The following is a 14,537-nucleotide window of genomic DNA, read 5'->3' as shown; positions in this document are numbered from 1 at the left end:
GCTATATTTCAGACCATGACCAACCCCTTCTTTTTTCATGTCTCAATATGCCCCGAGCGAACCCGTCTCTGCCCGGCTCGATGGCGCGTGCGTCATGCCGACGAAAACTCCTACACGATTGACTGACATGTTTTGTCAGCCATTTCTTACACGATAATCATTAAATGGATTCGATATGTATGGCGAATGACGGACACATGGCCGGGGCATTCCATAGGCGTTCTGTGGGAACCCCTGCCGATGGCGATACGATGCGTGGCTGTTGCGTGATTAGTTATGGACATAAAAAACCCCCGCCGAGGCGGGGGTTATATCTAACAACTCAGGAATGACTATCAGAGGATAGCAATCCTTCAGTTGGTCAAGGTTAGGCAGTAGCAGTAGCCACGTCGTTGTGGTCGAAATCTGCCAAATTAACACCTACCAGTTGGACGACAGCGTCTGCAATATTATCACCCGTGGTCTCCGCAAAGACATAAAGGTCGCTACCAACCTGCTGGGCATTGACCGCTACGTCGGTAGCTGCGTCGTCCGCAAACACAGTGTTCGCAGCATCAAGGGCAGCCTGGAAACCACCGACAGCGCTTGATCCCTCGGTAACATTGGCACCCACAGTTTCACCAACTTTGAAGTTGAGTTGATCTGCTCCGGTGCCAAAGTCCGTCACGATATCGGCACCTGCTGCCGTCACATCGTTTGTGGCAATCACGAAGGTGTCGTTGCCTTCTCCACCGGTCATCGTATCGGCGCCTTCACGGCCGTAGATGACATCGTTGCCAGCGCCGCCGGTGATGGTGTCGTTGCCGTCACCACCAAACAGCGTATCGTTACCTGAACCGCCGGTGATGATAGTCGATTCAGCCGGTGAGTCTTCGGTGCCGTTGGCGACCAGATAAAGATTACCCGTCGCCGCAGAACCGTCAACCGTGATACCTGTCGGCAGGTCAATGAGGGTCAGGTCTGCCGAGCCATTGATGGTCACTGTATCCAGGGTGGCGGACAAACCTGAGGGGTTGCCACCTTTATCTTCATTGAAGGTACGGATGGAGTTGGCCTCATCGCCAGAACCATCAGAGGTAATATCCAGCGTAGTAATACCGGCCGATGCAGGTACCACCTCGCCATCATCGTTTTCACCCAGCGCCGTGACGGTCAGCAGGTTGAGGTTGGCGTTATTCAGTGTGATATGTTGAGTTTCAGGTGCAGCAGCATCATCGCGGTAACGCACCACGAAGTTGCTGGAGCTATCCCAAGTACCAGCCAATGGTTCGAATTCACTGTTAACACCGACGGCTTTCAAATCAACCGGCGCTTGAACATCGATCACCGAAAGATCGGAAGTCGAGCCATCGTTGATGATGGTCCCGACACCCGTAGCGTTGGTCATCATCAGGCCGGCGCCGGCAGTGTTTGAGGTCAGGCTGATGTTTTCCACCCCGTTCAGTGTCGGCGCATAGGTGGGGAACGCAACTGCCTGATCCAGCGTGGCTTCCAACTTATCCGCACCAGTGCCGCCGTTAAGGGTCAGCTTATTGGTGACTTCAGCGGAGCTACCGACGGCAAAGGTTTCATCATTGTCGCCCATGCCAATGCTGTATTTCGCACCATCCCCAAACTTAGCACTCAACTGGTCTGTGTTTGAGTCCGTACCAGTCAGCTCCTTGTACTCAGCAATGGTCAACTGGTTAGTGGTACCGATGACAGTCCGAGAATCGGCTCCTGAGAGAACATCATTGTCGGTCGCATCACTCGAATCATTTACAGCCAACAGATTCGCAGCCGTATCTTCAATGCTGTAGTCATCACCCAGCGCATCACCACGGCCCACAGCCTGCGCCACAGTCAGGACGTTGGTAACAAGATCACCATCATCACTCGTGTTGCCGCTGTCGTCGACCGTGACCGTATTCAGCGTATCGACCTTGTCGCTTGCCTGAAGCGCCGTCGTCAAACCCTTCACGGCATCATCACTGGCAACCGACTGGGCGATCTGCAAGCCAATAGTCAGCGCATTGGAAGCAGAGTCTGAATTGGCACTATCTTCAACTTTCAGGGTGGTCAGTGCCTGCTGAACCTGCTGCGCTTCCTCGGCAGAGTTGACAGCGATATCGACCCGCGAGTTGGCAGAACCAATGTCCAGCGTCTTGAGCGCAGCGAACTGCGAGGCGGTCATCGTGATGCCGGAGGCGATATCGACTTTCGTACCGGTAAAGTCAGTAACCTTGCTGATATCCAGCGTGCCGTGGCGTACCGTGACGCTATCGTAGCCGGCCAGTGAGCTGCCAGCGGACAACGTCATCACATCACTGGTATCACCGCTGGCAAAGTCGACTTCCAGCGCTTCACCACCAGTGATGTTGTAGTCAGCGGTGAAATTATCTGCGCTGCTATCACCGGCGATGCTCAGCGTGACGCTGTCGTCACCAATACCCAGGTCGCCGTTGAGGTCGACGTTCTTCAGGTCGCTGTTGGTGAGGTTCAGGGTGTAAGCGTCTGCAGCCAGCCCGCCATTCAGCGTAGCGGTGACGTCGTTGCCGCTGGCATTGATGTTCACGCCAGTGTTACCAGACAGCTCGGCGCCGTTGAGCGTGACGCTGTCGGCGACAGAGATATCACCGCTGTAGGTCACACCGTTCAGTACGTTGCTGACGTCGATAGTCACGTCGTTGCCGGTGACGGCATTCAGCGTCACGCTACCGGCGACATTGGCGAGGTCGAGGTCGACATCGCCGCTGCCAGCGTTGACGGCGCCGTTCAGGGTCACGTCGCCCTGCACGTCGGCGGCGTTGACGTCGATATCGGTGCCGTTGGTGGTGATGGTGCCCAGCGTCAGGCCGTCATTGAGCCCTTCGGCGTTGACGGTGATGCCGTATTGGTCATTGTTGGCATTGCCCAGCGCGCCGAGGTTGGCGGAGCCGTTACCGGAAAGTTCGACGGCGTTGATCGCGCCCAAATCGCTGATGCGGAAGATACCGTCGGTATCGACGGTCAGGCTTTCCAGCGCGCCCAGTGCCGAGAGGCTCATGTCGAGATCGCTGGCAGCGGTGACGTTGAGGTCGACCAGCTTCTGTGCGTTCAGCGTCACATTAGAGCTGGCGTTGTCAGCGCTGTTAGTGACGTTGAACACCGCACCGGTGGCGCTGCCGGCATCAATGGTGTTGTTGATTTCACCGGCGACGGCGACTTCCAGCGACTGGGCCTTCTGCGCGGTGATGTTGCCCTGATAGTCGACGTATTCGCCCACGGTGAGGTCGACGGCGCTGGACTGGGTCAACTTGAGACCAGTGGTGTTGGTGTCAGGGGTATCGGCATCGGCGCTGTCGGAGGCGCTGACGGTGACGACAGACACACCGGCGTTATCAGCGGTGATGGTGCCCTTGTTACTGTTGGCGCCAGAGAGGTCGAAGGCCATGTCCTGCGTGCCCAGACCGGCCAGGGTGGCGGTGTCGCTGAAGTCGCTGCCGGCGGCGACGGTTTCCAGGCCGCTGGTATCGCGAGCGGAGAAGGTCAGCGTGCCGCTATTCAGATCGCCCAGAGCCAAGGTCTGCACGTTGCTCATCTGGTACTGCACGGTGCCGGAACCGGAAAGCGCCAGGGTGTTGGCGCCGTCGCCGCCGTCGATCACGGCGTTGGTCGCCAGATCGCCGGTGGCGGCGGTGATGGTGTCGTCACCGGCGCCGGTCTGGACGGCGGTCACGGCTGCGGCATTGCCCAGATCAACCTTGACCGCGCCTTCGTTGGCGGAGGCGTCGAAGGTCTTGGTCGCTGCAGCGACGCTGGTGTCGAGCGTGCCGGTGCCGGAGGCGGTGATGGCCTTGGCGTTGACGCCGCTCAAGTCGAGGACGTTGTCGCCAGCGGTGGTCAGGTTGAGCGACTCGATGCCATCAGCGTTGACGGCGACGTCCTGACGCTCAATCTTGGTGGTATCCGCGTCCTCGACGGTGCCGACGTTGCTGACGGAAAGATCCAGCGCGTCGGCGCTGCCATCGGTGGCCTTGTCGGCGTAGTCGACGGTCAGGTCAGCGGTGCGGTCGGCGATGGCGACGGCGGCGGTGGCATCGGCCACATCCACCAGGTTGATGTTGCCGTTCAGGGTGTACTGCTCGACCCCTTCCACGCCGCTGGCGTCAAAGTTGCGGCCGATGCTGCCTTCGTTGCTCAGGTTGACGGTTTCGACGCCGGTCATGCCGCCGTCGCCGCTGAAGCCGGCAAAGCTGGTTTGCAGGTCGACGTTGAGGGTGTCGCTGCCTTCACCGCCGTCAATGCTGTCGCCAGCGTCCAGCGTGCGCGCGGAAGAGAGCGCGGAAACCACGCCGTTGAAGGTGTCGTTGCCGGCGGTGCCGGTGACGGACTCGACGCCCTTGGCGAGATCGGTGGTTTCGCCAGCGGCGGGATCGGTAATGCCGGTAACCGGCGTGCCGCCGTTGTAGGTGGCTTCACGAGTGTCTTCGAACTGGCCGTATTCGACCCAGTGCTCGTAGGCGCTGGCGAAGGCACCGCTCTGCACGGCCGCCGCCACGTCCGGGTTGGCTGCCAGGTAGGCGTCGCTGTCGAAGCCGGCAGCGATCGGCTGGTAGGCGGCGTTGGGTGCGCGGCCTTCGGCGGCGCCGTACTGGAGGAAGTGATCCAGCGGGTTCATGCCGCTGGCGGCCACGTCCGGGTTTGCGGCGAGGTATTCTGCGGTATTGAAGATGGCGTTGGGGTTACGGCCTTCGGCAGCGCCGTACTGTTCCCAATGGGCCTGGGCATTGGCGAAGGCGCCAGCGTTCACCGCCGCGGCGACGTCGGCGTACTGCGCCAGATAATATTCTGCATCGAACTGAAGAGACATTGCGGTAGTTCCCTTGCGTCGGAAAAGGGGGATGATCAATCAATTATTCACTGAGGCGCGGGGGTATGCCGGCCCCCGCCGACGTCGGTCACTTTTCGCTTCGAAACCCGATCGATCAGGTCAAGTTACAAAAATGCCAACTACAGCAAATGTAACAGATCGTCTCATTCAAATACGATAGATAAGAGGAAATTACTCAGTCTTTTTGACCGATTGACGGCTCGTCATGAAAGGGACACAGCGCGGGGTACGATTGACGATTATTCAACGATTTAGCGGAAAAGGTGGGGCGTGAAATATGACGTTACATAAAAAAACCCCCGACCAAAGTCGGGGGTTTCTTTGAGCGGGCTCATGCAACCGAGCCCTGACTCACCATCGTTAGATGGGGTTGGTTAGGCAGCAGTCAGACCCAAGGTATTTACATCGTCAACGCCAGTAACGCCGGTCAGTTGGACCAGGACGTCGCCGTCACCGAAGCCGGCAGTAGCATCGGTTACCGCCACATAGGTGCTTCCGTCGAATTCGAAGACGTTGTGGGAGACAGAGGTTCCAGCGAAGGCAGCTGTCTCTACGGCATCGAAATCATCGCCAGCCAGCGCAGCGGCCAAGCCAGTTGCGGAGGAACCACTATCGGCTGCAATGATGCCGAAATTGCCGGATACAGACAGCGTATCGTTATCAGTTCCATCGACCGTAAAGTCAGTGATAGTCGCCTTGATAGAACCAGCAACAGCGCTACCCACAGTGAAGGTATCGCCACCCAGATCACCGGTCAGGGTGAACTCGGCGTTTTCACCACCAGTGGTGTTATCCACGGTGATTTCGTCACCCTGAATACCACCGGTCACCGTGGCGCTTTCAGTTGCATCTACGGAGACGAAGTTCTGGCCCAGGCCGGAACCGGTCACGGTTGCAGTGTCGGCGTCGATGATGACTGCATTACCAGCACCAGTCACACCCAGATCACCCAGCGCCCCAGCGGCGTCAACGGTCACGTCGGAAGCCGTCAGGTCGCCGAGGTCAGCGGCGCCAGTGATGCCGTCAACGTTGACGTTGATGGAGCCTTCGCTGGCAACTGTAGCGCTGGTCAGATTGACGCTACCCAGCACGTCAGCGGCGTTGACTTCGATGGACTGGCCATCGCCGACGTTGATAGCACCGATGGTCAGCGCGTCGGTCGTAGTGCTGTCGACCGTAACATCCGTCAGACCGGACGCATTGACGGTAACACCGTATTCCAGTTCTTCATCGCCGAGGTCGGCCAGCGTTACCTGACCGGTACCGGAGAGGTTGACCTGGTTGACGGCATCGAAGCCGTTGGTTGCAACAGTAGACGCATCAAACTCGCCAGCGGTATCAACAGTCAGCGCTTCAACGCTGGAGACGTCGGAGTCAGATGTCAGTTCGAAGCCAGCGCCCGCAGTGACGTTCAGGTCGGTCAGGCTACCAGCCACCAGCTGGACGGTAGAGTCCTCTTCACCCGTGTTGAACACGGCGGAAGTGGCCTTGCCGAGGTTCAGCTCAGCAGCACCTGTCAGTGCGCCGTCGATCTGTGCTTCGATCGAGGTAGCGTTGCCGGCGTTGATAGTGCCGCTGTACGTAGTGGCTTCCGCAACGTTGAGCTGAACCGCATTGGTCTTGCTCAGGTTGAGGTTAGCGCTGCTGTTGCTGGTTTCGTCTTCTTCTGCGTCTGCATCAGCAACGACGTTGACGGTAGAAGCACCGGTCTGGTCGGCAGTGATGGTCGGCGTTTTAGCAGTACCTACAACGCCCGCCAGATCGAAGCTCAGGTCGGTCGCGCCCAGGCCAGCGAAGGTGGCAGCACCAGTCTGCGTGGCGGAAGACTCGATGGTCTCGATGCCGCTGACGTTCTTGGCGGAGAAGGTCAGATCGCCGCCGGTCAGGCTCAGCGTCTCGATACCGGCCATGGCGTACTGGACGGTGCCAGTGGAAGACAGGTTCAGACGGTCATCGCCTTCGCCGCCGTCGATGCTGGCGTTGACGCGCAGGGCGTCGGCTGTGATGGTGTCGTCGCCGGCACCGGTAGAGACGGATGCCAGGCTGGCGGAACCGACAGACACGGTGTCGTCGCCTGCACCAGTAGTGACGGATTCGAGGCTGGTAGCTGCAGTCAGAGCAGCTTCGACATTGCCTTCGACGGCGGAAGCGTCAAACGTTTCCAGCGCAGTGCCGGTGGCGTCTACATCCAGGTTGCCGCTGCCGGTGGCAGTGATGGCGGTGGCGTCAACGTTGGCCAGGCCAACGACGTTGTCACCAGTCACGTCCAGCGCCAGGCTTTCGACGGCGTCGGTATTGTCTGAGGCGTCCTTGACCGTTACGGCTACAGCTTCGCGCTCGTCGGTGTCGGTCGTTTCGGAATCATCGACGGTGCCGACGTTTTCCAGAGACAGGCTCAGCGCGTCGTCGTCGCCTTCGACGGCTTCGTCGGTGTAGCCGATGCTGACGGCACCGCTGGCCTTGTCGGCAAGCGCGATGGCGGCATCAGTGCTTTCCAGGCCGGCCAGGGTCACGCCGCCGGTCAGGTTGTACTGCTCGACGCCTTCGACACCGGTGGCGTTGAAGGTACGGCCGATGGTGCCTTCGTTGCTCAGGTTGACGGTTTCGACGTTGGTCAGGCCGCCGTCGCCAGAGAAGCCGGCGAAGGTGCTCTGCAGGTCGACGTTCAGGGTGTCGTTGCCTTCACCGCCGTCGATCGCGTCGCCGGCATCCAGCGTGCGCGCAGAAGAAAGCGCGGAAGCAACGCCGTTGAAGGTGTCGTCGCCAGCGGTGCCGGTGATTTCTTCAGCGCCCTTGGTCAGGTCGGATGTTTCGCCAGAGGCCGGATCGGTGATCTCGGTGACCGGCGTGCCGCCGTTGTAGGTGGCTTCGCGGGTGTCTTCGAACTGGCCGTAGAGAACCCAGTGCTCGTAGGCGCTGTCGATGGCACCGCTTTCGATGGCTGCGGCGACGTCGGTGTTGGCGGCCAGGTAGGCGTCCGTATCGAAGCCGTCGGCGATCGGCTGGTAGGCGTCGCTCGGCGCGCGGCCTTCAGCGGCACCGTACTGCAGGAAGTGAGTCAGCGGGTTCATGCCGCTGGCAGCCACGTCCGGGTTTGCAGCCAGGTATTCTTCGGTGTTGAAGACGGCGTTGGGGTTACGGCCTTCTTCGGCGCCGTACTGTTCCCAATGCGCTTCGGCGCTCTCGATGGTGCCTGCGTCGACGGCCGCCTTAACGTCCGGATATTGCTCCAGGTAGTAACTGGAATCGAATGAAAGTGGCATGTATTGCTTCCTCAAATGGTGAATATATTCACTGATCAGTTGGGTAACCGACGCTCGTGAACGAAGCGCCCGTCACCCGCAGAGCGGTTAGCCATGGCCGCTCTCGAAAAGAACCGTCCTACCGAGCCTGAATGGGCTCAAACATGACGCGGCGACACAGTCCCTTTGGAGAGCAGCCGACGTTCACCGGCTCGGAGGGGCATGTGCCGGCAGCGCCGGTAACCGTTCATCAGGGTGGGTTGCATTCCGTAATCCCCTTATTGCATGCAGTTCGGCGAGGTTCTTCGTGAAAATGGGCAATCGGCTGACTCGCTCGTGGCAAATTTGGCGCTCTTTCCGCTTTTGGTGTTCTTTCGGTTCTTGCTTCGTCTTCGGTTCTTGTTTCGTCACGTATCTCACGCGATGACTAGGCAGGAACATAATACTTTATTGTAACGCAAATCAACCCGTCGGATGACTTCCGTCACGTTACTACCTTAGCTGCACATGGCGCCACTGGCTAAGCGTCATTGCGTTTCCGCCGCTTTTTATCCTTGGGAATCATGGGGTTATTCGCGGTACGCGAATCCTGTAGTTAAGACAAAACTAATGTTTGAATACTAAAGTAGAAGATACTTATTGAAAAAGGCGATTACGTTAAGCAAGTACTTACTAACTTCGTAAGTAGCGCCAAACAAGCATTGGGGGAGCCTGAACTCCCCTTTTGGCGGGCTGGAGAAAAATTTGCAAAAAAAGTCGGTGCCGCCAGCGTTAGAAAATGTAAGTACTTACTTTCCGTAACCCCGTGGATTGTCGTTCTGCCAGCGCCAGGTGTCGGCCAGCATGGCCTCGAGGGGGCGTTCGGCGTGCCAGCCGAGTTCTCGGCGGGCCTTTTCCGGGTTGGCCCAGAAGGCGGCCAGGTCACCGGCACGGCGCGGGGCAAAACGGTAGGCAACGGGTACGCCGGTGACCTGCATGAAAGTATCGACGAGTTCGAGCACGCTATGGCCGCGCCCGGTGCCGAGATTGTAGGCGTGGCAGCCCGGCGCGCTATCGAGCTTTTCGAGCGCCTTGAGGTGACCGAGCGCAAGATCGACGACGTGCAGGTAGTCGCGCACGCAGGTGCCATCCGGCGTGGGGTAGTCGTTGCCGAAGATGGCAAGGGTGTCGCGGCGCCCTGCGGCAACCTGGGCGACGTAGGGCATCAGGTTGTTCGGCGGGCCGAGGGGGTCTTCACCGATCAGGCCGGAGGGATGGGCGCCGATGGGGTTGAAGTAGCGCAGCAGCGAGATCGCCCAGCGGGCGTCGGCCTGGCAGAGGTCTTCGAGCACTCTTTCCACCATGGCCTTGGTGGCGCCGTAGGGGTTGGCGGTCTCGCCGCGGGGCAGCCCTTCGTGGTAGGGCACGGGGGCGTCTTCGCCGTAGACGGTGGCGGAGGAGCTGAAGACGAGACGGTACACGCCGGCTTCGGCCATGGCGTGGCATAGCGCGAGGGTGCCGGCGACATTGGCCTGATAGTACGCCAGCGGGCGGGTGACGCTCTCCCCGACTGCCTTGAGCCCGGCAAAGTGGATCACGGCGTCGATGGCGTGTTCCTGGAACAGTCTGGACAGCATCGCGGTGTCGCGGATGTCGCCTTCGATCACGCTGAACGGTTTGCCGGTGATGCGGCGGACACGATCCAGGGCGGCCGGGTGGCTGTTGATGAAGCTGTCGAGCGCGACGACCCGGTGGCCGTGGTTCAGCAGTTCGACCAGGGTGTGGGTGCCGATATAGCCGGCGGCGCCGGTCACGAGTATGTCCATGGGTTCGCTCGCGGGTGTTGTAAACGCCCTCTCAGTAGGCGTGCTGGTTGACGAAGCCCTTGAAGATCGTCAGGAAGACGATCTTCAGGTCGAGCCAGACCGACCAGTTTTCGATATACCAGAGGTCGCATTCGATACGCTTGGCGAGGTCGGTGTCGCCCCGCCAGCCGTTGATCTGCGCCCATCCGGTGATGCCGGCCTTGACCATGTGCTTTTGCATGTAGCCGGGGATCTCGTGCTTGAAGCGTTCGACGAACAGGGTGCGCTCCGGCCGTGGCCCGACGATGGACATGTCGCCCTTGAGAACGTTGATGAACTGGGGCAGCTCGTCGAGGCTGGTCTTGCGGATGAAGGCACCGAAGCGGGTGACCTGCTTGTCGCGCGCGCCACCCCATTGCACGCCGTTTTTTTCAGAATCAACGGGCATGGAGCGGAACTTGAGCATCATGAAGGGGCGGCCGTTGAGCCCGACCCGCTCCTGCCGGTAGAAGATCGGCCCTGGCGATGACAGCCTGACGCCGAGGGCGACGACAAGCAGAATGGGGCTGATGCAGAGCAGGATGATGGAGGAAAGCACGGCGTCTTCGGCACGCTTGAGCAGGCGGGCGCCCCCGGAGATGGGCGAGCAGCTCAAATCGAGCAGGAACAGGTCGGCGACGTTGGAAACGTTATGGTTGATGAGGCGGAAGTCGCCCATGTCGGGCATGTAGCGCACGTTGCCGGTGGAGAGGCTGAGCGAGGCCTGGATGTCTCTGACGGCTTCGCCCCGTGCCAGGGGCAGGCAGATCCAGACTTCCTTTTCTTCGTGCTCCAGCGGTTCGCCGATACGGTATGGTTCGTGCGGGATGGCTTCGAGTTCGCGGTCGCGGTCGCGGTCGGCGTCGATCACGAGCACGCGGCGGACGTCGAACCCCGCTTCAGGATGGCGCTTGAGATGGGCAACGGCGGTGGCGCAGGAGTGGGCATCGCCGACCAGCAGGACGCTGCGCCGGTTGCGACCGCTCATGCGCAGGCGGTTGAGCAGCGGGTAGACGGCGGCACGCGTAAGGATCGACAGCGCGCAGGCGCCCAGGATCCAGAAGGTGACCCAGAGCCGGGAGAAGCTGGCGCCGGACTTGGAGAGGAACATGATCAATGCCAGCCCTGCCCCGACCAGAAAGTATCCGGCGATCAGCCGCAGGACGAGCAGCGCTCTGACGCGGCCGCGCCAGGAGGTGTAGACGCCGAGATTGGGCATGATCAGCAGGATCAGCAGCGCGCCGAGCGGTAGCGCCCAGAGGTAGCGCTCCGGCATGTCGAGATGGCCGAAGCGCCCCATGTAGGAGAGCCAGCCGGCGATGAAGACTGCGCCTACGTCGACGAGCCTGACCAGCGTTGTCGTGTAGGCATCGAACCCCTGTAGGTGCCGCGTTTGATGTCTCATGCGTGAAACTCCGTTGACGCTCGATGGACAGTGCGGGGGTGCGAGAGGGTCAGCATGTCCAGTATCCCTTGTGCATGCTGAGGGTGCTGCGTAGCCGGGCAGGCAGGCGGGCGTGCTGTTTGCCAAGCTTGTAACCGGCGAGTTTCATGGCGGTGGCGGTCAGCGCGGCGGGCCACCAGGCGGCCCTGGCTATGCCGAGATAGCGCAGTTCGGAGCGGACGAAACGCAGCCCTTCCCCGCCGGCGCCGCCGAGATCGCGTTGAATCCAGGGCTCGCTGGCGTGAAAGACGCCGATATCGAAGTAGCGCTTGAACTCTTCCCATGCGGTGTAGTTGTGCGAGTGGTGGCAACAGGCGTCTCCGGCGTAGGCGATCTTCCAGCCCTGCTGCAGCATGCGGGCGGCCACGTACATGTCTTCGGCGAGGATGACGTTGCTGGGAAAGCCGCCCGCCTGCGAGAGTGCGCCGGCACGGTAGGCGGAAAACGAGTTGGACATGAAGGCGGTCTTGAGGCCCAGTTGCGGTACGTCTTCGAGCCCCTTGGTCTGGCTCTGGGCCGGGTAGTTGAAATGGCGCGCGTGCGTGGCCAGCGGGTTGGCATCGCGATGCGGCAACTGGCGGCCGCAGACGGCGCCGACCCGGGGGTCGTCGAAGTGCGCGAGCAGCCGCTCGATGGCGGCGGGCGATTCCAGGTAGGCATCCTGGGTGAGGTAGATATAGACCTCGTAACCGGGGCGCTCTTCGATGGCGCGCTGACGCGTGCCGCCGTGATTGAATTCGCGCTGCGGGATGATGCGGTGGTCGATGCCTTGCGCGGCGAGATAGTCTGCGGTGCCGTCGCTCGACGAGGAGTCGATCACGTAGAGGTTGGCATCAGCGGGCAGACTGGCAACGAGGCGCTTGAGGTCACCGAGCCCGTTGTAACTGGGGACGACGATGAGTGCTCGATCGATTCCAACTGGGCCTTGCGCCGTCATTGCATCTTGCCTTTTTTGCCGCGAACGCCGTCGATGAGCGCCTTGAAGAAGTAGCGCAGATACTGCCGGCGACCGGGAACGACCAACAGTATGATGCCCTGGTGAACGAAGGTGAATACGACTTCGCGCAGGGCGAGCAATTTGGGAACGTGGGGCATGCCGAGCAGCAGCAGCGCGTTACGTACCCGGTAGTAGCGCCGGTAGGCGCCGTGAACCGGTACGCGGACGATCCGCAGGTTGATGGAGTCGTCACCGATGGAGTGCAGCATGCGTGCCTGTGGCAGCACTTCGATGGGGACACCGCGGGAACGGGCGCGCAGGCACCATTCCGTATCGACATGATCGATGAACAGGGCTTCTTCCATCAGCCCGACCGCGTCGAAGGCGGCGCGGTTGGCGGCGCTGCCGGAGGAGATGATGATGTCCACCGGCGCGGGTGCGCCCCAGGTGGATGGACGAACCTTGGTGCGAAGCCCCCAGCGGTCGACACGAATCGCGGGATATTCGAATCCTCGCTTTTCGTCGAAGAAGACGGGGGCGACGATTCGTGGCTCGGGGGTGTCTATCGCTTGCAGCAGGGTCGTCAGCAGTTCAGGCTGGATACGGCTGTCCTGGTCGAAGAAGACGATGGCGTCGCTGCCCTCTTCCAGTGCGCGGCGTATGCCGATGTTCTGTGCCGCGGCGATGCCGAGGTTTTCATTCAATGCAATGACCTCGATCCCCTCGCCAAGCTCGAGTTCGGCGGCTGGCTCCGAGTTGTCCACGACAATGACACCGAGGCCGTTGTCATGCAGCACACCGGTCATTTCCAGAAGTCGAGTCGTGTCGGGCTGATAGGCCACGATCACCGAATGAGCTTTCAAATCCACACTCCTTGGTTATCTGATGCGCTCCTCTTGCGCACGAGCTTCCAGTAGCTCTGGTTCTGGAAGCAATACTTCCCTCTACCGGGGCGGTCCCGGCTCTTGAGGCGGCTTTTGAGAATGGGCGTAGATTCTACGCAAAGCGAGCGTGCTTTGCAGGCTCGGTGGATTTCTTCACATGACGTTGCGCTGCGTTACATCGATCGCCCCGGGCACCATGACCGTAGTCATGACAACCGTCATAACAATAGAGGTAATAGATCAATGCATACGCCACGACCATGTTGGAACTGAACAGGTAGGGGTTGAACAGGGACGAGGCGAGAAACAGCCCCAGATAAAGCGTGACGAGATAGCGGCGTCTAAACGCCAGCCGCAGGATGAGATAGCTGACATAGCAGGCAAAGACGGCAAACCCCAGCATGCCGAACTTGGGCAATAGTGACAGGATCTGCTGTTCGTAGGAGAACGGCGCCACCGGTGAACGGATCATGTCTTCCGTATAGGCGCCCAGCCCATGACCGAATATGGGAGCACGCGCAAAATACTCCATCAGGGCGGAGGCTTGCTCGACACGGATTTCGTCGGATGAGGCGTTTTGCGCCGAGAAGAAGCGGATCTCGACGAACTGCCATAATTCCTTGAAGAAAAGAACGACGAAAGCCAGGGCGAGCAATCCCAGCATCAGCTTGAATAGCTGGCCTTTTTTATCGACCCAGAGAAACGCGAGCAGGCAGACGGCAAAGCAGGCCATGTTGTAGCGGGAAAAGCCGATAACGACGATCCACAGCGCCAGCAGGACGAGGATCCTGTCGTACGAGGTGATTGCGCCTCTGGGGCGAAGCGCTGCAATGGCGAGCGGCAGCATGGCGGCAATCAGGTCGTTCTGCATGTAGATGCGGATCAGCCCGTGGGGCAGCGGCATGGTCAGGAAGCTCGCCCCGGTGATGCTCTGGTAGGTGGTGGCGAAGCCTTCCATGAAGGCTTCGTAACCGGGCGAGGCGAGATAAAAGAGCAGGATGATCAGTTTGAGAATGCCCAGCGCCAGCACCGAGAGTTGGTACATGTTCAGAATGCCGAGCGTGCCCAGCCCCCGCCGATACACGACATGGGCGATCAGCATGCCGAGGACGATAGCCCCGAGCGCCAGCACCAGTTCACCGATGGCATAGGCTCTGAAATCAGCGAGGCCGTAGATCGCGTAAATCAGCAGGAAGCCGCCGACCCCCAGCAGGTGGGTAAGCAACGTTGCCGAGAGGCGCTTCGCGCTCAGCACGAAGTAGCCAAGCACCAGCAGCAGCAACAGGTATTTGATGGGAATACCGGCCAGCGACCCGGATGGCAGGGTCGCGATCGCTACGACGCTGGCCATGAAC

The 14,537-nt window shown here is 60.3% G+C and carries 7 protein-coding genes; all 7 read right to left on the bottom strand.

Annotation, left to right across the window (positions count from 1 at the left end):
* Positions 1-367: 367 nt before the first annotated feature.
* The gene (locus R5R73_RS05750) at positions 368-4,831 is read right to left on the bottom strand and encodes a hypothetical protein (RefSeq protein ID WP_322529094.1); all 4,464 of its coding nucleotides are present in this window, start codon (positions 4,829-4,831) and stop codon (positions 368-370) included.
* Positions 4,832-5,226: 395 nt separating this feature from the next.
* Positions 5,227-8,115, bottom strand: coding sequence for a bluetail domain-containing putative surface protein (locus R5R73_RS05745; protein WP_322529093.1), 2,889 nt, complete (start codon positions 8,113-8,115; stop codon positions 5,227-5,229).
* A 767-nt stretch (positions 8,116-8,882) separates the two neighbouring features.
* Positions 8,883-9,899 carry a UDP-glucose 4-epimerase GalE gene (gene galE, locus R5R73_RS05740; RefSeq protein ID WP_322529092.1) on the bottom strand — a complete coding sequence of 339 codons (1,017 nt, stop codon included), beginning with the start codon at positions 9,897-9,899 and terminating at the stop codon, positions 8,883-8,885.
* Positions 9,900-9,930: 31 nt separating this feature from the next.
* Positions 9,931-11,322: an undecaprenyl-phosphate glucose phosphotransferase gene (locus R5R73_RS05735; protein WP_322529091.1), complete on the bottom strand. Its 1,392-nt coding sequence runs from the start codon at positions 11,320-11,322 to the stop codon at positions 9,931-9,933.
* A gap of 49 nt (positions 11,323-11,371) precedes the next feature.
* Positions 11,372-12,298, bottom strand: coding sequence for a glycosyltransferase (locus R5R73_RS05730; RefSeq protein ID WP_322529090.1), 927 nt, complete (start codon positions 12,296-12,298; stop codon positions 11,372-11,374).
* Positions 12,295-13,161: a glycosyltransferase family 2 protein gene (locus tag R5R73_RS05725; RefSeq protein WP_322529089.1), complete on the bottom strand. Its 867-nt coding sequence runs from the start codon at positions 13,159-13,161 to the stop codon at positions 12,295-12,297. The genes R5R73_RS05730 and R5R73_RS05725 overlap by 4 nt, the downstream gene beginning before the upstream one ends.
* A 133-nt stretch (positions 13,162-13,294) precedes the next feature.
* On the bottom strand, positions 13,295-14,464 hold the full coding sequence (locus R5R73_RS05720) for an O-antigen ligase family protein (protein ID WP_322529088.1): 1,170 nt from the start codon (positions 14,462-14,464) through the stop codon (positions 13,295-13,297).
* Between the last annotated feature and the right edge of the window lie 73 nt (positions 14,465-14,537).

This window comes from Salinicola sp. LHM (genome assembly GCF_034479735.1).
Taxonomy (GTDB): Bacteria; Pseudomonadota; Gammaproteobacteria; order Pseudomonadales; family Halomonadaceae; genus Salinicola; species Salinicola salarius.
The sequence above is the reverse complement of the archived record's forward strand: the minus strand, read 5'-3'. Positions and strand labels throughout refer to the sequence as shown.

Coding starts and splice junctions, on each gene's coding strand:
- R5R73_RS05750 (WP_322529094.1), bottom strand. CDS start 4,831: ATGTCTCTTCAGTTCGATGCAGAATATTATCTGGCGCAGTACGCCGAC.
- R5R73_RS05745 (WP_322529093.1), bottom strand. CDS start 8,115: ATGCCACTTTCATTCGATTCCAGTTACTACCTGGAGCAATATCCGGAC.
- galE (WP_322529092.1), bottom strand. CDS start 9,899: ATGGACATACTCGTGACCGGCGCCGCCGGCTATATCGGCACCCACACC.
- R5R73_RS05735 (WP_322529091.1), bottom strand. CDS start 11,322: ATGAGACATCAAACGCGGCACCTACAGGGGTTCGATGCCTACACGACA.
- R5R73_RS05730 (WP_322529090.1), bottom strand. CDS start 12,298: ATGACGGCGCAAGGCCCAGTTGGAATCGATCGAGCACTCATCGTCGTC.